Here is an 18506-nt window from a genome sequence, read left to right on the forward strand (position 1 = left end):
GCTTCAACGCCGACGCCGTCGAGCGGCTGTATGCCCCCGCGCGCGAACTGGTGGAGGTGGGCTGATGTCGAACCCCGCATACGAACGTCTGCTGCAGGACTACGTCGCCTACCACCTGGCCCTCGTCGTCGTGGGCGGGTTCTTCACGCTGGCGGTGCTGGGGTTCGCCGTGTTCTCGTGGGTCCGCGCCCGGCGGGCGACGAAGGGTGTCGAGCGCCGCTCGCACCTGGCGTTCGCCGCCGCGAGTTCAGTGGTGGGCCTGCTGCTGGCCGTCGTCGTGGCCGGAAACCTCAGCAACGTGCTGAACCCGCGCCAGGGCCTCGCGGGCGCGATCGGATCCCCCGGGGATCTCAAGCCGGCCGCGACGGGTGAGCTCACGAAAGCACTGACCAGGTGGATGCGTTCTGGCAGCGCGGACGTGCCGCCGGTCATCCAAGACGCGGTCGACGCGCGCCTGGCGTGGCAGGAACCGAAGGCGGTCATCGCAGGCGTCCTGTTGCTGGTCTTCGTCGCCGCCAGTGTCGCGGTTTGGCGCAGCGTCTTCACCCGGTCCCGAGCCGGTCATCGCGTCGCCGGCCGGGTGCTGCTGGGATCGGCCTCGGCATGCGCGTGCTTCGTGCTGATTCTCATGGTCATGGGCAACACGCAGGCGTCCTACGCGCCGATCACGATGACGCTGCTGTTCGGCTGAGGGGTCCCGCGGGTACCTGGGCGGGGGTCTTCGTCCGACCGTCCCAGTCGTGGCGAGCCGGTCAACGCGCCGCATTTCGGTGAGAATGTGGCACCTCAACCCGGGTGCGCCTCGTTGTGGTATCAACAGTGGTATCATGCGGCCATGGCGATGACCCTGCGGCTCGATGAAGAGGAGACTCAAGCTCTTCGGGAGCGCGCTCAGTTGGAAGGCCGCTCGATGCAGGACATCGCCAGACAGGCGGTGCGCGACTACATCGAGCGCACCTCACGTCGCGAACTGCTGGACCGGGTGCTCGACGAGGGTCTTCCGCGCTACGCCGAAGCCTTGCGGCGGCTGGGAGAGTGATCTACCTCGACCTCGACGATCTGCTGTACATCGCCGATCGCGTTCTCGAAGACGTGCTCGTCCGCGACATCGGGCTGCTTCAGGCGGCCGTGTCCCGCACTTCCACCATCGCCTTCGGGGCCGACGCATATCCCGACTTGCACACGAAGGCCGCGGCCTTGTTGCATTCCGTGGTCGGCAATCACGCGCTCGTGGATGGCAACAAGCGCTTGGCGCTTGCCGCAGTGATCGCGTTCCTGGGCGTCAATGGTGAGCCACTGAAACTGAGCAACGACCAGGCGTACAACCTTGTGATGGCCGTTGCTGCAGGTGAACTCGACGACCTCGGGCAGATCGCCGCGTTCCTGCGTGCGGACTAGGGGGGCCGGATCGACGACTTGCGTCAGTCGTGGTCCTCGGTCAACCCGAACAGTCCGGCGCGGGCCAGTCTCTGGAAGAGGCGGGGGTCGTGGTTCGGGTAGCCGGCCATGGCCCTCAGCGCCGCCAGTGTCGCCTCTGCGCCGATCCGCGCTTGGCCGGGGCTCACGGTGGGCCTGCCCTTTGTACGCCAGCCGCGGTCGGTCAGGATCTGGGCCACGCCTGCTTCCAGCGCGGTGCCCGAGATCCCCACCGCGCACCCGAGCAGGGCGAACCAGCCGGCCTCGGCCTCGAACCCCTTGCCCAGCGGCAGTCGCGCAAGGACCGCCCCGACGAGTTCCCGGGCATCGCCCGCCGCGTTGCGGGCTCGGGCCGTAGGGGTGAGCATTCCTTTGGACTTACGCAACAGGCCCACTGCCTGGGCGGTCTCCCGCATGGCGGCGACCGGCGGGGTGAGATCCTCCCGGTTCGCCTTGCCGATCCACCAGTCGCTCACCCCGCTGGCCTGGGCGATCTGCTCGACAGTGGCCGGCGGCAAGTAGCCAGCCGTGGTCAGTTTCACGCCGGGGCCGACGGCCTCCAGCACAGACCGCCATGGCCGTGCCGCCCGTTGCGCATCCTCGTCGTCCAGGCCCTGCGGCTGGCGCGGACCCAGCGCGTCCAGCCATGTGCTCACCACACCCCAGCCACGCATTGACGTGAGTAGATCCACGAGCGGATCGGGCAGGCCGTGCCAGGGCAGGTGCTCCCCGGCGGCCCACACGCGCATGGCTTCGGTCGCCTCCTCGGCGTCGAACGCGTCGGGGTGGTAGCCCTCGGGGAGCCAGCCATGGGCGTGCTCGACGTCCTGGAACTGGTCGGGCAGGTCGTCGGCCTGGGCTCCGGCCCGAAGCCATGCGGCGACCTCGTGGTGACTCCAGATCCCGCCGACGTCCTCCGGCGGGCAGGCCCGCTCACCAGCGACACAGCTCGGCTGCCGGTTCTCCGGCGTCAACGGCCCCGTCGACTCCAGCGTGACCCGGTGCTCCCAGCCGTCGCCGAAGTCGTACAGGTAGGTCATTTGATCCCCCGGCGCGCACAGCACCTGGTCCAGGCGCACGGTGTCCTCGCGGATGCCTTCCTCGCCTTCCTGCTCATCGAACTCGGTGATGAAGTACGCCTGGTCGTGCCCGTCGTCGGCGCCGGGGGAGAAGCGGTGCAGGTGTGAGTCCGTCCAACCCATCGCCGCCTGGAACAGGGTGTGGACGGCATCGAGTGTGAGATCACCGGGCAGCGTCAGGCGCCGCCAGATCCTCGGCTGGGATTCCTGCAACTCGATGGTCACGGTGAGCAGGCTCGGGGAGTCGGGTGGCGGCGGGAGATCGATCTCAGGATTCGCCCGAGCCGCGAACGCTGCGAGGTCACCGCTGGTGATGTGCTGGGCCAGCGCCATGAGATCGTCGCGGCCCAAGGCCTCGGCCCATGCCTTGAGGCTCGCCGGATCGTCCGGTAGCGGCGGCAACTCGGTCATGGGCACCAGTGAACCAGCCGCCACGCGGGCCGACGTGGACCGGAGTGCGGCCCGCCCGAGGACAAGTGGGGGCGATCCAGCGCGGCCGGCTCAAACCCCGATGCCGGCACGTCCGAATCCCGCCTTGCAGAAATCTGACATATTGTGAACTAGTGACAGATAGTTCAGTGATTGACATGAGGCTTGGCCCGGAAGGCCGGGTCGTCATCCCGGCGCCGATCCGGCGCCACCTCGGCGTGGGCCCTGGGGATAACCTCCGGTTCCTGCTGCGCGCGGATGGCACAGTGGAGATCGTCAGTCCGCGGGTGCTGGCTGAGGCCCTCTGGGCGAACAACACCGGAGGTGACGCCGTGGACAGCGCCGAGGTGGTGCGGGAACTGCGCCGCGAGGACCAAACGGTGGCGCAGCGTTCCGCAGACGGCCAGGCCGGGCCGGGCACATCGAAGGAACCAGAGCGCCTGCTGCGCGAGATGGGTCTGTCTGAGTGACTCGGTTCGCCCTCGACTCCTCCGCGATGGTCGCGTGGATCCTGCAGGAGTCAGGTAGGTGGGAGGCGGTCGACGCCCTGCTCAACGCGCCGGGTGCACAACCGGTTCTGCCCGGACCTGCGTTGACCGAGTGCATCGTGGCCGCACGTCGGGCGGGCAACGTCAGCAGCCCTGAGCAGATCGCCACCACCTTGTCGGCGGTGGGGGTGTATGTCGAACCGCCGCAGGAGACGGACATGGTCCGCGCAGCCCACTTGCTCGAGGTCTCCCGGGGGAACCCCGGGCGGCACCCAGGATCCGGCGACCAGCTCACCCTGTCTCTGGGAGACGCACTGATCCTTGCTGTCGTGGAGCGCCTGGGTGTGAAGGTGCTGACCGGGGATCGCTACTGGTCCCAATTCGCGGAGGATGGGCACACGCCAGCGGTGGTCGTGCACATGAGGCTGGTGGGCTGCGTAGGTTGGCCTCGAAGTCCCAGTGACCGGTGCGCTGAACGTCAGGATCACATCATCGGTGGTCGTGTAGCCGTTGAAGACCGCCTTCAAACCGGGCCGTGCGATCTCTGGCAGGCCCCGTCAGGTCCGCTGTAGTGCTCGGCACAGGCGATGGCCGGCTGCGCGATGCTGTAGGCGAACTTCTTCTTGAACTTGACTGACTTCGTGTGGGTCTGGCGGCGCGTGCCGGGTGGGTGTTCCATGACCGTTACCGATCCGCAGTCGAGCATCGCGCCGCCGGGTCGCTGCGAGGTGGTGCGCCGGCGCCGCGCCGCCGCGATCTTGGGTAACCACCGTCAACTGGGAGGCTGTCGCGTTTTGTTGTGGGCCGAGATTGGACGGTTGACCGGTCTGGCTTGGGATTGGTCCCGGCGGGCCGGGCTAGCTGGTGGCCCGGCCCCGGTGGTAGAGGCGTTGCAGGTTGACCACGGCGGCCGCCAGGTTGAGTTCTGCGGTGACCGAGGAGACGCCTCGACGACTGAAGCGTTGCAGGCCGACTCCGTGTTTGAGGTGAGCGTTGACTGGTTCCACGGTCGCACCGCGGCGCTTGTACCGCTGTTGGGTGTCGGGATCGGCGAAGGCGTGGCGCATCTGGTCAATCGGCCTGGCCACAGATGGGGCAGGATCATCGCACGGCGTTTCCTGATGCAGATCGCGGCTCTTGCCGGTGGCAATCAACCGGTTCGGGCCGGGCAGGGTCAGGTTGTGCTCGCTGAGGTACCCGGCGTCGGCCAGCAGCAGACCCACACTGGTCTGCCGATGGCCACCGTCGAGGTCCTCCAGCGCCTGCGCGGCGTCCACCACGGCGGTCACCATCGGCTCGAAACTGTCCTGATCTGATGCGCTCTGATGGGCCTGGCAGGCGATGATCACATGATCATCGCTGACGGCCAACTGCACGTTGTACGCCTGCACCGATCCGCCATTACCGGCAGTCATCAGCCGATCCCGTGGTTGCCGGAGTCCACGTTCCACGCCGGGCAGACCGGGCAGCCGACCGGGCCTCACTGCCCGGCGGCCACCGCGGCCGACCGCGGCCACGACGCGGTGTTTGCGGACGCCTCGGGGCATGCGAACCCGGCACGGCAGCGCGCTGGGCCCCGCCACCCCAACGCCCGGCCACCCCGGACACCCCCCCCCCGTCCGACCGGTTACCCCACCCTCTCCCCCCCCGGGACCCCCGACCCTTAATGCCGCCCGGAACCCCCACCCCCGAAAGCCTTTCAACAACCACGCCCCCCCACACCACACCGCGCCACAAACCACGCCAAAGACCCCTGCCCACCACGCAATAACTGCTGATCCGGCTCACCGGCCATACGAACCCGCCACGCCCAATTTTCTCGAACACCCCAAATAGCCCGCCGCCACGCCGACAAATGCGACAGCCTGGGTTGCCTCTGGCTACCCAACATCCCCGCCCCGCGCCATCAGGTCCGCGGCCGGGGCGGGGGCTGATGATGCCCACACCAGTCCTACTCGAACGTCGCGTTGTGCGCGTGGAGCACATCGCGCACAACCCGCAGCGCCTCGGGCTCGATCAGCGGCACGGGCTCGTCCGCAACCTCGAGGGCCTCGACGAACAACACCCACGTGAGGCCGTCCTCGTCGTGTCGGGGCCGGTAGGCGAAGCCCTCGGCCTCCGGGACCCATCGCCGCAGAGCCCTCGCCCACGCGCGGGTCGTCTCATACTCCCCGGCGCCGCACTTGGTCAGGGCCAGCGGCGCACCCACCTGCGTCAGGGCTGGGCCGTGCAGACTCAGAACGCTGACGTCGCGGACCACGGTCAAGCGGGTCAGCACGCGGCGTGCGACCTGAGTCCACGGCACCAGTCGCGCCTGGCCCGTGAGTGGCAGGTCGCGGCACAAGGTCTCCGCGATCGCAGTCGATGGTGAGTCACCCACGTTGATGTAGCCGTAGCTTCCGTCGTCGGAGTCGAAGCGCCCGCCGCTGATCCGGCTGGGCCGCGAGGTGTGGTTCAAAGCGACGGGGTCGCGCTCGGCTGTGTGGATCCGGAAGGCGCTGGTTCCCGCAGGCAGGACTTCCACAATCGGTCCGCCGCGAGGTCTTCGGTGCGGCGGTTGAGGAAGGTCAGCCATCGTCGCTTGAGGCCAAGGTGACGAGATCGTCCTGCCGCTCCCCGCCGACGAGATCCCGAGGCCTGGCACCGTCGAGGCGCGGGTGATCGCTGATCCACCACGAGGCGACGCCCCACGGATCGTCGGCGGCCCCGAGCAGCCGATTCACCTGCGCCACCACCGGGTACACCTGGGCTCGGGCCGCATCGACCTGGAAGCTCGGGTAGAGATACCTGTTGCGCACCGGAACGCCAAGCAGAGCGCCGGCCCGGCGAAGGTCGCTGGCGGCCTCTCGCTTGTTCACCCCACTGGCCCCAAGCGCGACGCCAACGGCAGAGGAGTCGAGGAAGTCCTGGTCCAGCACCGCGGCGTGCGCCTCGGCTTTGATCCGCTGGTCGCGCAGCAGCCGATCCGATTCGGTGCGCACTTCCCAGGGCTCACCAGCCAAGCGCTCGACCTCACTGGCAGTGGTCAATGCGGCGAGCATGAAGACCCGCAACGCCTGGGCGAAGTCGGCTTGGGACGGCTGGAGCAGCTGCCGGAACAACCGCGCGACCTGATCGGGGGAGAGTTCCTCCAGGTCGCGCAGCAGCCCTTCGAGCCGTTGCTCGGCGACGCTCATGACGGACTCCCTACGTTTCCTACAGCATAGTTCTGAAGCGGAAATGTAGGGAAGTCTCTGTGGATACGCAGCTACGTGGCGGCGTTGATCACACTGAAGCTCAGTTGCCATGCCTCATGGGTCGCGCCGTTGACGCTCAACCGCCAGGTATAGCGACCCGCCGGCAACCCCAGGCCGCCCACGTTGAAGGCGATCGGAAGGTCGATGGGGATCCCCGGTTCGATCCCGGCGGGCCTCCCGACCTCCGTTCGAGCCTGTGCCCGGACAGCGGCGCCTTCGGAGTCCCTCACCGCATGACCGTCCTGCGTCAGCAACTGCAGGTCCAACTCGATCGGGGCATTCGTCTGTTCCCAGGGGACCAGCAGGAGCAGGGCGATGGATGTACCCGGCGGAAGGCCTGGACCGAAGAATGCGCAGGCGGATCTCGCCCTGCCCGGAGAGGACAAGGAACCGCTCCACCTTGTGTCGGTGCCAGTGCTGGCCGCGGGTGAAGCCGGGGTTTCGTGGAGTAGAAGACCTGGGTCTGTCCGCCCGCGCCTTTGGCGGCCTCAACGAGGCCCTCGCGGCTGCGGACGGCTTCGGGTGGATCGGGAAGTGCGTGGGGAAGGTCGCCGAGCGGTAGGTGTTGAAGATTTTTTTCGTGGAGGCATCCGACAGGTCCGGCAGCGGCCTGGTCCGTTACTCAGCGGCGATGGTCGTCAGCCGCTCGGCGACCTCGCTGAGCATGGTCTGCCGGCCGGCAACCTCGATCTGTCCAGGAGTGGGGGAGAGTGCCTGATCCAGGAGCAGGGCGGCGATCAGGCCCACGTGGACCAGTGGCAGCGGCTTGTCGGCGACAACCGTGGGGGTCTGCCCGGCCGCCAGTGCGTGGCAGAACGTGGCGACCACCGAGTTGTAGTTCGGCATCCCGTGCTCGCCGAAGAGGTTAGGCATACGGCACCACCAGGCGGGTGCCGGTGAACACCCCGATGGTCAGTTTCGAGTCCGGGCAGTACTCGGTGCCCCACCAACTGCTCGGCCAAACGGTATGGGTGCGGGTGCATGGGGCTGGGGACGGTGAGCAGGTCGTGATCACCCACCTCGGTGACCGCGGCCCAGTCGAGGTGGCACGGCATCTACGGGCCGCGCCGGGCAGCCCCCGGGTCGACGACGGGCATTTCCCGCCCGCGCCCGAGGGCGCGCTGGAGCGCACGCCGCGCCCGCGTACCACCGGGGAGTTGGCGTTCCTGGCGATCGGACCCGGCGCGGGTCTGTGGTTGACCGAAGCGGCCGAGGCCGGCACTGCCCGGATCCGGATCAAGATGGCCCAGGCGGTGGAACTGGCCGGGCTGTTCGGTGCCGGCGAGGTCGACGCCGCGCTCGGACACGCCGCGGTGCACGGCCGGTTCGCCGAAACCGATCTGGCCTCGATCCTGGACCACCGCGCCACCCGGCCCGCGGGCGGGACACGCCAGGCAGGTGAGCAGGCCAGCCTGACCCAGGGCACCACCGCCTGGGCCGCGCTCGGCCAGTCCCGTGAGGAGAACTCACGATGATCACCACCACGACCCCCGAGATCGGCGCCGGCCCGGCCCCGGCCCTGCCCGCAGAACTCACCGAACTGCTGCGGCGGATGCGGCTACCTCACATGCGCGAAGCTGCCCCCGAGGTACTGGCCACGGCGAAGGCCCAACGCTGGGACCCGGCCGAGGTGCTGCGGGTGCTGCTGGCCGAGGAAGTGACCGGCCGGGAACGTTCCGCGCTGGCCACCCGCCGGGCCGCGGCCTGGTTCCCCACCGGTAAAACCTTCGACGCCTGGAACCCCGACGCCTCCTCGATCCCCAAGCCGACCCAGCAGGCGCTGCGCACCCTGGAATGGGTGCACCGCCGGGAGAACCTGGTCGTCTGCGGGCCGTCGGGCACCGGCAAGACGTTCCTGCTCGAAGCCTTGGGCCAGCAAGCCGTCGAAGCCGGGTTGCACGTGGCCTGGCTACGCCTGGAAGACCTCGGGGTGCTGCTACGCCGGCACCGCGCCGACGACACCGTCGCCAAAGCCATCACCCGGCTGCTGAAAGCCGAACTGGTCATCGTTGACGATATCGGGCTGCTTCCGGTGGCCACCGACGCCGCCGAAGGCCTCTACCGCCTGGTCGACGCCGCCTACGAGAAACGCTCGATCGCCCTGTCGTCGAACCTGCACCCCTCCGGGTTCGACGAGCTCATGCCCAAAACGCTGGCCACCGCCACCGTCGACCGGCTGCTGCACCACGCCCACGTCTGCCAAACCAGCGGCGACAGCGTCCGGCTCACCCAAGCCCTCGCAGGCAAAGGGGTGAGGCCCCTGCCATAGCCCCGACCGTGGTGGCCACACTCCGTGCAGAACCCATGGCCATCACCGGGCAAAACTCGTGACCGCCACCGGGCGGGTTTCATGTCCGCCACCGGGCAGAGACCAACGTCCCTCGACACACCGGCCGATACGAACCCGCCACGCCCAATTTTCTCGAACACCCCAAAATCAGACCCGCCGCCACGCCGAACAAAATGCGACAGCCTCTGGGTTGCCTCCGGTTACCCAACATCCCCGCCCCGTCGCCACACTGCAGCGAGAATAACGGGATACGTGCAAACGGGCTGAAAGCCCCGGTTGGCCGGGCAAAGCCGATCTGGGCCGTCCACGGATGAGCGGCCAGCGGCAGGCCCAGGACGGCAGGAGGGGGCGTCTACGTGATCCAACGCGATCGACTCAACCCCTATGCCGACACTTCGGATACGTCGGTTCCTGGACCTGCCGCTACTTGCCCACGCGCGCACGGTGGTGAGTCACCATCCGTTCGCAGCCCCCGAGGTTGGTTGCCTCCTCAGAATCCCCGAATCCGGATGACTCTAGCTGTTGCCAACTCAGCCTTCAGCGGGTCGTCAGGTCGTGGCTGCGGCGTTGATCGCGCTGAAGCTCAGTTGCCACGCCTCATGGGTTGAACCGTTGACGCTCAACCGCCAGGTATAGCGCCCCGCCGGCAACCCAAGACCGCCCACGTTGAATGCGATCGGAAGGTCGATGGGGACCCGGGTTCGATTCCGGCTGGCCTACCGACTTCGGTTCGAGCCTGGATCACGAAACACCTCGGCGCTGAAGCGGCGGTTGCGGCGCGCGACGCCGGCCCTAATCGACCCTCCACTTCCTGGTGAAGGAGTACGCCTGGCATTGATCGTGACCTTGGCCTTGTTCGTCTCCACCCGACGCGTACCTACTCGACTCCGCTTCTCAAGACCCGTAGAACGGCGCTGCAAGCGTAGAGCCGTCCGTAATTGCGCCCGGTGATCTCCTGCACATAACCGAGTTCCTCGAGGCGCTGGAGCGCCGCATTGGCCGGCGGGTATGTAACTCCGTGCAGAGAGGCAGCCTGTGAAGGGGAGATGACCGGATAGCCGATGAGATCCCTTGCTATCTGCAGGATGACCCCCTTCGCTCGCGTGGCATGCAATGCGTCGAGCATGGAGTTGCGAATGTCGATCAGTGTGTCGATCCTGCGCAGGGAATCCTCGGCCTGATCCTTGACCGCCTCTGCGAAGAACTGCACCCAGGGATCGAACTCGCCGCTGCGAGTGGTGCTCAGCAGTAGATCCTTGTAGAGGTCCTTGCGTGGCTCGAGCCACGGTGACAGATTCAGTACCGGGTGCGTGAGCGCTCCCGCGTCAACCAGCTGAAGGACAACGATGAGCCGGCCCAGCCGGCCGTTGCCGTCACTGAACGGGTGCAGTGTCTCGAACTGGTAGTGCCCGATGGCGGCCTTGGCGATCAGTGGGGTGTCGTCCGTCGAGGGATCGAGGTTCAGCCACTTCTCCCACTCACTCATCCCGGCCCGCAGAAGATCTCCGGGGGGCGGGGGGACGAACCGGGATTCCTCGATGCCGAGCCGTTTCTCTCCGATGTATACCTGTCGTTCCCGGAGCCTGCCGGCGTCGTTGGAGTCGCCGCGGGTGCCCTGGACGAGGATGGCCTGGAGTTCAGCGATCAGCGTGAGGCAGATGGGCTTGGTGTCCAGCAACTCAAGGCCGCGCTGGGCCGCCTTGACGTAGTTGAGGATCTCGCGCTCCTCCTCGGTGCGGTCTTTCTCTTGGACGTATTCCGCCTCCATGACCGAGTCCAGTGGCGCGTAGGTACCCTCCAAAGCACTCGTGCTCACTGCCTCCCGGTAGAGCGATGGGCGCACCAAGAGGTTCGGATTGGGAAGGCGCCCAGTCGCGGCATCCAATCGGCCGAGGGAACGCTCAGCCTCCGCAATGACTTTGACAGTCCGTGAAGCGAGTTCCACGTGGTTCGGCAGGGGCTTGGGAATGAAGGCGAAATGTCGGTATTCCCGGTCGAGGAACGTGTCGAAACCCGCGATGGGTGCCAGGCCGCCCATCGGGCTGTGCCGGAAACTGGCGATATCCACGCGACTCAAATCCGTCCTATGAATCCTCGTAATCAATTCATAGGTTATGGCATAAACCTATGAATTACAGTTGTGAAACTATAGTCTGTGGTCAAGACCCCTGCCTCACCCCGCCCCGCCGCCACACCGCGGCCAACTCCCCGGCGGTCACCCCGTACACCCGGGCCATCCGGCGGGGATCCGGCGGTAGTTCAACCCCGGCCTCCACCCGCGCCAGCACGGCGGGCTCGATGCCCAACCGCCCAGCCGCCTGCCCCCGCGTCCAGCCCAGGGTCTCCCGCAACCGCCGCAGGTCCTCGGCCTCGGCCGGGCCGGGCTGCTCGAGGTCCTCGAACCCCATCCCCAGCGCCTGCGCCACCCGCAACTGGGTGGAGGCTTTCGGTGCCCGGGCACCGGTCTCCCAGGCCTTCACCGTGGCCGCGGACACCCCGACCTGCTCGCCGAGTTGGGCCCGGGTCCAGCCGGCCCGCTCACGGGCATCCCGCAGAGCGTAGTGGCTGAACCGCCGGTTGCGTCGCACCCCGGGCCTACCGCTTCACCGTCCACTTCTTGGTGAACGAATACGCCTCGTACCCGTCGGTGGCGGGGGCGCTCAGCCGCAGTTTCACGTACAGCCGCTTGGCCTTGCCGGTGGTCCGGATCGCCAGCTTCCCGGTCTTGTAGCTGACTTCCTGGTTGGCGTACTTGGCCTTCCCACCCTTGGCGGATTTCTTGGTCGACCAGCTCAGTTTCGCGGTGGCCTTCTTGCCGGCGTTGGTGACCACGGCCTTCTTCAGCAGCACGGTCTTGCCCTTGGCCTTGACCTTCTGCGGCAGCTTCACGTCGGCGGTCTGTGCCTGCGGCACGGGCTTGGCGCCGGGCAGGGTCATCGTCCCGGTGAGGTACCAGCCCATGCCCTGCGACAGGTCGTAGGCGATGTTGGCGGCCAGGCAACCGGCCGGGGTGACATCGATCGCGTTCGGCGCGGCGTAGGTGGTGCTGGCCACCGCGAACGCACCGGTGGCCGGGTCGTAGTTCTTCCCCGCGGCCTGCCCGCCGAGCTTCTCGGTGGCCTGCGAGGACAACTGCACGTTGCCGGTCAGCCGGCACTGCGAGGCCCCGGCGGTGAGCAGCACATCGTAGGCAAGAGCCAGGTCGACCTTGCCGGCCGCGTCGACCGTGCCGGTGATGTTCTTCGCGGTCACCGCACTGCTGGCGTTGAGAAACAGCCCGGTGAGCGCCGGCCACGTCTGCCCGGCGGCGGGGAACGACAGGGCCGTGCCGGTCAGGCTGCCGTCCTTCCAGGACACCGCACCCTGCGAGGTCAGGTAGGTGTAGGGGGGCGCGGCCCGCTTGGCCAGGTAGGTGTAACTGCAGTTCGGGACGAATGAGTCGGTCTGGCTGGACCCCTCCGCACAGACACCCAGGGAGACCTCAGCCGGCCCATCGGTCAGATCAACGGCTCCAGCGGGGGGGGGTCCGATCAAAGCGGTGGCGGCGAGCACTCCAGCCGCAGTCAGTCCGATCGTGCGCATTGTTGTCCTCCCCGATTCCCCAACTTGCGATCGACTCTAGCGGCTTGCGGGGTGCGCACAGCGGCAGGCCCAGGAGGACACGTGGGGGCGTCTACGTAATCCAGCGCGACCAGCTCAACCCCGATGCCGGCTCTTCGGATAAGTCACTTCCTGGACCTGCCGACAACAGGGTAGCGCAGTAGAAAAGGACTGCGGCCGAATCAGGCGGTCAGCAGTTTCCTTGCCTTGCTGCCCCTGCGCAGCGGCGCATCCGGCGCTGTCACGTGGACATCGCGGACGCTCAGATCGTCTTGAAGAACGGCGAGTTGATGCACCCCATCGGGACCGATGAGGTAGTACAACTCCAAGAAATCGACTCTTTCGTGAAAGAAGGGGATCTCCACGCGGTACAGCTGGGTGAAGTCGTCGTTCACAGTCAGGCGCAGCCCGCGGGGCGTGGTGATCAGGTTCGCGTCCACGGGCACTTGGTCGACGGACAGCGTGAGGGTATCGGACTCCCTGCCATAACTGGCGTCAAATCTCATCGGCCGCTCCGCCTTTCCCCGGTTCCTCATACTGCATCCTGTCCGCGACCTGTGCCAGACGCTCATGGAAGTGCTCGACGCGCGCGTCCCATGACTGCGGGGTGCAGGTACCTCGAGACTGCGCCGTTCGATGCCATCGGTTTGGCGCCGAAGACCGATTCCTCTCCCGCGGTGCTGGCCGCCAGGAGCGCGTTGACGGCATCCAGAGACCTGCGGGATCCGTGAGCGATCACGTTCCGCAGGCAGTCCACCAACTCCACGACCTTGTGGTCCGCGAGTGGCAGATCTCGTACCCGAGCGCGCCAGGGTCCTGCTAGGTGGGCCTCGCTCTTCTGCACCCACACACTCCTGCCGGATGAGCTGGCGGGTAGGGAGATGTTCCTTCCTGCAGCATCCAGCCCACGCAACCAGCGTCTCAACTGGAGCGATGCCCGCCTGGGGCCGGACATACCTGCGGGTCGTAGCCCACGTTCGGGTGGGTCTTGAGGAACGCCGCAGTCGCGGATGAGTCTTCGAGCCACCGAGCAACGATGAGTGCCGTGACCGCATGGGCACCGGATTCCTTGAGACTCCATGCAGCGGACTGGACATTGGACCCAGTGGTCCAGGTGTCGTCGATCAGGAGCACATGACCACCGGCAACCTCAGGGGCTGCGAACTTGGTCGGGTCGATCACGCGTCCAGGTGCCTGTCCAGTTGAGATGAGTCGAACTTCGTCCAGGCCTGCTGCGGTCAGCCACCCCCGCACGAGATCGCCGAGAGGATGCTCGGTGCGCAATTTCGTCGATGGCACCACGCAGTAGTGGCTGAACGGGACGCCAGCCTCCAGGCACCGCCGATGCAGATGGAAAGCGGCCAACAAGAGAAGTTGCACGACTGTGCGGCGCTGATCGCCAGGTGTGGCTGCTGTGGGCTGCTTGTAGCCGAAGAGCAGTTGCCGCGACTGGTAGGTGTCGCCTCCGTATGCAAGAAGCGCCACCTGATCCGCGAGTTTGGGGGGTCCGGGGGTGTTCGGACCCAATTGAGGGCTGTGGCACCGGTAGCACTCGACGTAGCCGGCGTCGATCGGCCGCAGGCATGTTGCGCAGACTCTCGGACCACGCGGGGACATTGCCCAAGTAGCCCCCCACCAGTCGAGTGACCAGTTCGACCAGGGTGCGCTCAGACTCGCTTGTCATCCCGTCAGGCCCAGACCAAGCCCCTCGATCTGGCTGGCCAGTGGCAGGCTCAGTTCCAGGGCCAGGTCGACCGCGTCAGCCGCATCGCTCGCAACGACGACACCGGGTTTGCTCACGAGGGCCTGCCCCCATGTCGTGCCCGTGGAGACGGCTCGGCTCAGAATCACTGGACGGCCGTGCGCAACCGCCAAGCGGGCCTGGATTCGGGTGCCGCTTGTCTCGCCAGCCTCGACGATGATTGAGGCTCGCCCGTAGCCCGACATGATGGCATTGCGCATGGGAAAGGATCGCTTCGAGGGTGGAGCGTCAGGCCAGAACTGGCTCAGCAGCAGCCCCTCGCGCGCGATGCGCTGCTGCAGCTCGGCGTTTGCCGGCGGATAGGTTCGCCGAATCCCTGTGCCGATCACGGCCACGGTCCGTCCCCCGGCGGCAAGTACTGTCTCGTGTGCCGCCGCATCGATCCCCAACGCGAGCCCTGCCACCACGCTCACCCGAGTCGACAAGGCCCCGGTGACTGCCGTGCGAATTCCAGCCCTTCGGCAGTCGGGTGCCGGGTCCCCACCACGCTGACTGCCCGGTCGCTCGCCCGGAGTGGACCCTTGGCCAGAACAGAACGGGCGGCATCTCGTGGATCGGAGTTGGGCAGGGAAGCCATCGTCCATGAAGGTCAGGAACCCAAGACCTCAGCCGCCAACCGGCGATGTCGCGCTGTGCCAGTTCAAGATCTGCGTGGACAGGGAAGAGCCCATCATCGACCCCCAGCACCGCCCGAGCGCTTCCAGCAGCCTCGACCACGGATTCGATTACGTGGGCATAGGAGTCGCCCTGACGCAGCAGCGTCACCAGCGCTGCGCGCTCCTGATCGTCCCAATCAGCCATGTGCTCACGATAAGGGCACCCCGTGACATTGTCTTCGATCATGTGCACGGCTGCCCCAGGGTGTTGGCGGACTGTGGGGAGGCGAAGTTGCCGCTAACCCGTTCTGTCGCGGGAAGTGTGACCCTGCCCTCACGAGCAGGGGAGCTACCGCAACCCCGACCAGAACTCGTGCTGGAACGCCGTCGACAGGATGAAGTTCACGACCCGCTCGGAGGTGTTCGTGATCCGGTAGTCCGCCGGCCGCTCCGGCAGGTCCTCCCGCGACATCGCGAACCGGATCCCCCGCAGCACCGCCTCCGGTTCCAGGTCGGTCATGGTGATGGACCCGGTGTCCAGCGCCTCGGGCCGCTCGATCGACGACCGCAACGTCACCGCCGGGAACCCGAGGATCGTCGACTCCTCGGCGATCGTGCCCGAGTCGGACAGCACGCACCGTGCACCCATCTGCAGCCGGTTGTAGTCCAGGAATCCGAACGGCTCGTGGAACCGCACCAGCTCGCTCACCGACACGTCCGGGACGTTCTGCAGGCGCTTGCGGGTGCGCGGGTGGGTGGACACCAGCACCGGCAGGCCCCACTCGCCGGCCACCGCGTTCAGGCACTCGAGCAGGCTGCGCAGCCGGTCGGGGGAGTCGACGTTCTCCTCCCGGTGCGCGGAGACCAGGAAGTACTGGCCCGCCTCGACTCCCAGGTCCGCCAGCGCGGTCGACCCGGCGATGGCCTCTGCGTGCTGGTCGAGTACCTCTGTCATCGGCGACCCGGTCACGATGATCCGCCGCGGATGCAGACCCTCGGCCAGTAGGTTGCGCCGGGCGTGCTCGGTGTAGGCGAGGTTGAAGTCGGCGGTGTGGTCCACGAGCCGCCGGTTGGTCTCCTCCGGGACGTTGGCATCGAAGCAGCGGTTGCCGGCCTCCATGTGGTACGTCGGGATGCGCTTGCGCTTGGCCATGATCAGAGACAGCGCGCTGTTGGTGTCGCCCAACACCAGGAACGCGTCGGGCTGTTCCTCGTCGAGCACCGCCTCGGTCTTGCGCAGGATGTCCCCCAGCGTCGCGCCCAGCGACGACACATCGACGTCCAGCACGTGGTCGGGCAGCCGCAAGCCCAGGTCGTCGAAGAACACCCCGTTGAGCTGCCGGTCCCAGTTCTGCCCGGTGTGGACCAGGACGTGCTCGATCCCCTCGGTCGCATCCAGGCGGCGCATCACGGCGGCCAGGCGGATGATCTCGGGCCGGGTCCCGACCACGGTCATGACCTTCACGTCACACGTCCTCGGGGTAGGTGTCCGGGCTGTTCGCATCGTAGATCTCGTCGGCGAAGAACAGCGTGACCAGCGGCTGCGACCCGGTGTTCGTGATCGAGTGGACCCAGAACGTCGGCATGTCCACGATCGCCGGCTCGGCCCCGCTGACCTCGAACGCGACCACTTCGTCGGTGAACAACTTCCGCAGCCGGATCTCGCCCTGCCCGGCGAGCACCAGGAACCGCTCGACCTTGTGCCGGTGCCAGTGCTGCCCGCGGGTGAAGCCAGGGTTGGTCGTGGAGTAGAAGACCTGGGCCTGCCCGCCGGCTCCCTTCACCGCCTCCACCAGCCGACCACGCTGGTCGTCGGACGGCACCGGCCGGATGGGGTACTGCCCGGGGAACGCCGCCGAGCGGTAGGTGTTGAACAGTTCCTTGGTGAAGGGGTCGGACAGGTCGGGCAGCCGCCCGGTGCGGTAGTCCGCGGCGATGTCGGTCAACCGCTGCGCCACCTCGCTCACCCACGTCGGGCGCCCCGGCACCTCCACCGTCCCGGGCTGCGGGTGGGCCGCCTGGTCGAGCAGCACGTCCGCGATCCGGCCCACGTGCACCAGCGGCAACTCCTTGTCGTCGACCACCACCGGCGTCTCCCCGGCGGCCACGGCGTGACAGAAGGTGGCGACCACGGAGTTGTAGTTCGGGCGCCCATGCTCGCCGAAGATGTTGGGCATCACCACGTCTACCAGCGGGGCGCCGTCGCGCAGGATGTCCGCCGCGCGACGCTTCGCCTCCCCGAAGGGCGAGTCGCCCAGGGAGTGGATGGAGTTTCCGTAGACCACGGGGATGGACCGGCCGGTGCGCTGCATGGAGGCCACCAACTGCTCGGCCAGCCACGGGTTCACTCGCTCGATCTCCGCCGGGTCGTGCGCGCGGTTGACTCCGGCCAGGTGGATCACGGCGTCGGCCCCGGCCAGCGCAGCGTCCATCACGCCGGGATCGGCGAACTCCGCCTCGACGTGGATCAGGTCCCCGCTCCACCGCGCCCGCGCCGCACAGCGGACGTGCCAGGCCACGAAGCCCTCTGGCCCGGTGACGGCGATCCGGGGTCGGCTCACGCCAGCGCCTCACGCATCTCCGGCAACTGCGCGAGCAGCTCGGCAACCTCCTCGACCGACAGCCGCTGGGTGTTGTGGGAGGTGTAGTCGTGCTCGTGCTCGACCTCGTGCCCGCCCTCCTCCACGTACAGCCCGTAGTCCAACGAGCGCGCGTCCAGCGGCACCCGGTAGTAGTCGCCGCGGTCCTCGGCCTCGGCCATCTCCTCGCGCGACAGCAGCGACTCGTACATCTTCTCCCCGTGCCGGGTGCCGATGATCTGGATCTGCGGCTCCACCCCCATCACCATCGCCACGGCCTTGGCCAAGTCCTCGATCGTGGACGCGGGGGCCTTGCGGATGAACAGGTCGCCGGGCTGGGCGTTCTCGAACGCGTACTGCACCAGCGCCACCGACTCGTCCAGCGACATCAGGAACCGGGTCATGGTCGGGTTGGTGATCGTCATCGGTTTGCCCGCGCGCACCTGCTCGACGAACAGCGGGATCACCGAACCGCGCGAGTACATGACGTTGCCGTAGCGGGTCACCGACACCGTGGTGTGCGACTCGGGATGGTTGCGTGCGAATGCCATCGCGACGCGCTCCATCATCGCTTTGCTCATGCCCATGGCGTTGACCGGATAGACAGCCTTGTCGGTGCTCAGGCACACCACCGATTTCACGCCGGCCTCGTGTGCGGCGCGGATGACGTTGTCGCTGCCGTGCACATTGGTGGCAACGGCCTGCAGCGGGAAGAACTCACACGAGGGCACCTGCTTGAGCGCCGCGGCGTGGAAGACGTAGTCGACGCCGTCCATCGCCTCGCGCACCGAGCCGGGGTCTCGCACGTCACCGACGTAGAAGCGCACCCGGTTGTCGCCGAGCCGGCGGCGCATGTCGTCCTGCTTGGCCTCGTCACGGGACAGGATCCGGATCTCCTCGATGGAGCCCTCGAGCAACCCGCGCGTCACTGTCGAACCGAAGGACCCCGTTCCGCCGGTGATCAGGACCTTGCGGCCCGCGTTCTCACTGCGTGCAACAACCATCCCCGTTCTTCCCTTTCGTCGAAGAGA

The 18506-nt window shown here is 67.3% G+C and carries 21 protein-coding genes and 1 pseudogene; 7 read left to right on the forward strand and 15 right to left on the reverse strand.

Features of this window, described 5'->3' with window-relative positions; genetic code table 11:
- The first annotated feature begins 64 nt into the window (after window positions 1-64).
- From IPG68_12390 to IPG68_12400, 3 genes are all read left to right on the forward strand, one after another.
- Window positions 65-691, forward strand: a complete 627-nt coding sequence (locus IPG68_12390) for a hypothetical protein (GenBank protein MBK6764009.1) — start codon at window positions 65-67, stop codon at window positions 689-691.
- A 144-nt stretch (window positions 692-835) separates the two neighbouring features.
- Entirely contained in the window at window positions 836-1039 is a 204-nt protein-coding gene (locus IPG68_12395; protein MBK6764010.1) for a ribbon-helix-helix protein, CopG family, read from the forward strand.
- Window positions 1036-1398 carry a Fic family protein gene (locus tag IPG68_12400; GenBank protein ID MBK6764011.1) on the forward strand — a complete coding sequence of 121 codons (363 nt, stop codon included), beginning with the start codon at window positions 1036-1038 and terminating at the stop codon, window positions 1396-1398. The genes IPG68_12395 and IPG68_12400 overlap by 4 nt, the downstream gene beginning before the upstream one ends.
- A gap of 23 nt (window positions 1399-1421) precedes the next feature.
- Here IPG68_12400 and IPG68_12405 read toward each other — a convergent pair whose 3' ends face one another.
- Window positions 1422-2906: a plasmid pRiA4b ORF-3 family protein gene (locus tag IPG68_12405; protein MBK6764012.1), complete on the reverse strand. Its 1485-nt coding sequence runs from the start codon at window positions 2904-2906 to the stop codon at window positions 1422-1424.
- Window positions 2907-3082: 176 nt separating this feature from the next.
- On the opposite strand from IPG68_12405, the gene IPG68_12410 reads away from it, so the two are divergent.
- Together IPG68_12410 and IPG68_12415 are read left to right on the forward strand one after the other, a co-directional pair.
- The gene (locus IPG68_12410) at window positions 3083-3394 is read left to right on the forward strand and encodes an AbrB/MazE/SpoVT family DNA-binding domain-containing protein (protein ID MBK6764013.1); all 312 of its coding nucleotides are present in this window, start codon (window positions 3083-3085) and stop codon (window positions 3392-3394) included.
- Window positions 3391-3984 carry a PIN domain-containing protein gene (locus IPG68_12415; GenBank protein MBK6764014.1) on the forward strand — a complete coding sequence of 198 codons (594 nt, stop codon included), beginning with the start codon at window positions 3391-3393 and terminating at the stop codon, window positions 3982-3984. The genes IPG68_12410 and IPG68_12415 overlap by 4 nt, the downstream gene beginning before the upstream one ends.
- A gap of 285 nt (window positions 3985-4269) precedes the next feature.
- Here the strand turns inward: IPG68_12415 and IPG68_12420 are convergent, their stop codons facing one another.
- The 5 genes from IPG68_12420 to IPG68_12440 all read right to left on the reverse strand — a co-directional run bounded on the left by IPG68_12420 (window position 4270) and on the right by IPG68_12440 (window position 7521).
- Window positions 4270-4827: a transposase gene (locus IPG68_12420; protein ID MBK6764015.1), complete on the reverse strand. Its 558-nt coding sequence runs from the start codon at window positions 4825-4827 to the stop codon at window positions 4270-4272.
- Window positions 4828-5363: 536 nt separating this feature from the next.
- A complete protein-coding gene (locus IPG68_12425; protein ID MBK6764016.1) occupies window positions 5364-5936 on the reverse strand; it encodes an RES family NAD+ phosphorylase in 573 nt (190 codons plus the stop codon).
- A gap of 43 nt (window positions 5937-5979) precedes the next feature.
- The gene (locus tag IPG68_12430) at window positions 5980-6588 is read right to left on the reverse strand and encodes a hypothetical protein (protein ID MBK6764017.1); all 609 of its coding nucleotides are present in this window, start codon (window positions 6586-6588) and stop codon (window positions 5980-5982) included.
- A 71-nt stretch (window positions 6589-6659) separates the two neighbouring features.
- Window positions 6660-7034 carry a hypothetical protein gene (locus IPG68_12435; GenBank protein MBK6764018.1) on the reverse strand — a complete coding sequence of 125 codons (375 nt, stop codon included), beginning with the start codon at window positions 7032-7034 and terminating at the stop codon, window positions 6660-6662.
- Window positions 7035-7266: 232 nt separating this feature from the next.
- Complete coding sequence (locus IPG68_12440; protein MBK6764019.1) at window positions 7267-7521, reverse strand: hypothetical protein; 255 nt, start codon at window positions 7519-7521, stop codon at window positions 7267-7269.
- Between the two features lie 23 nt (window positions 7522-7544).
- Here IPG68_12440 and IPG68_12445 point away from each other — a divergent pair, with 23 nt between their 5' ends.
- Together IPG68_12445 and IPG68_12450 are read left to right on the forward strand one after the other, a co-directional pair.
- On the forward strand, window positions 7545-8123 hold the full coding sequence (locus IPG68_12445; GenBank protein MBK6764020.1) for a hypothetical protein: 579 nt from the start codon (window positions 7545-7547) through the stop codon (window positions 8121-8123).
- A complete protein-coding gene (locus IPG68_12450) occupies window positions 8120-8917 on the forward strand; it encodes an ATP-binding protein (GenBank protein MBK6764021.1) in 798 nt (265 codons plus the stop codon). Before IPG68_12445 ends, IPG68_12450 begins: the two co-directional genes overlap by 4 nt.
- A gap of 898 nt (window positions 8918-9815) precedes the next feature.
- Here the strand turns inward: IPG68_12450 and IPG68_12455 are convergent.
- The 9 genes and pseudogenes from IPG68_12455 to IPG68_12495 all read right to left on the reverse strand — a co-directional run bounded on the left by IPG68_12455 (window position 9816) and on the right by IPG68_12495 (window position 18479).
- Window positions 9816-10976, reverse strand: coding sequence for a Fic family protein (locus tag IPG68_12455; GenBank protein ID MBK6764022.1), 1161 nt, complete (start codon window positions 10974-10976; stop codon window positions 9816-9818).
- A 121-nt stretch (window positions 10977-11097) separates the two neighbouring features.
- Window positions 11098-11526 (reverse strand): helix-turn-helix domain-containing protein, encoded by a 429-nt coding sequence (locus IPG68_12460; protein MBK6764023.1) that lies wholly within the window; start codon window positions 11524-11526, stop codon window positions 11098-11100.
- A gap of 7 nt (window positions 11527-11533) precedes the next feature.
- Window positions 11534-12520 carry a hypothetical protein gene (locus IPG68_12465; protein ID MBK6764024.1) on the reverse strand — a complete coding sequence of 329 codons (987 nt, stop codon included), beginning with the start codon at window positions 12518-12520 and terminating at the stop codon, window positions 11534-11536.
- A gap of 200 nt (window positions 12521-12720) precedes the next feature.
- On the reverse strand, window positions 12721-13044 hold the full coding sequence (locus tag IPG68_12470) for a hypothetical protein (GenBank protein MBK6764025.1): 324 nt from the start codon (window positions 13042-13044) through the stop codon (window positions 12721-12723).
- Window positions 13045-13459: 415 nt separating this feature from the next.
- Window positions 13460-14023, reverse strand: coding sequence for a hypothetical protein (locus IPG68_12475; GenBank protein ID MBK6764026.1), 564 nt, complete (start codon window positions 14021-14023; stop codon window positions 13460-13462).
- 195 nt (window positions 14024-14218) lie between these two features.
- A pseudogene (locus IPG68_12480) lies at window positions 14219-15101 on the reverse strand (DNA-protecting protein DprA).
- Between the two features lie 144 nt (window positions 15102-15245).
- The gene (wecB, locus tag IPG68_12485; protein ID MBK6764027.1) at window positions 15246-16400 is read right to left on the reverse strand and encodes a UDP-N-acetylglucosamine 2-epimerase (non-hydrolyzing); all 1155 of its coding nucleotides are present in this window, start codon (window positions 16398-16400) and stop codon (window positions 15246-15248) included.
- Window positions 16363-17457, reverse strand: coding sequence for a capsular biosynthesis protein (locus IPG68_12490; protein ID MBK6764028.1), 1095 nt, complete (start codon window positions 17455-17457; stop codon window positions 16363-16365). The genes wecB and IPG68_12490 overlap by 38 nt, the downstream gene beginning before the upstream one ends.
- Complete coding sequence (locus IPG68_12495; GenBank protein ID MBK6764029.1) at window positions 17454-18479, reverse strand: polysaccharide biosynthesis protein; 1026 nt, start codon at window positions 18477-18479, stop codon at window positions 17454-17456. The genes IPG68_12490 and IPG68_12495 overlap by 4 nt, the downstream gene beginning before the upstream one ends.
- Window positions 18480-18506 lie beyond the last annotated feature (27 nt).

This window comes from Micrococcales bacterium (genome assembly GCA_016703125.1).
Classification (GTDB): domain Bacteria; phylum Actinomycetota; class Actinomycetes; order S36-B12; family UBA10799; genus JADKAV01.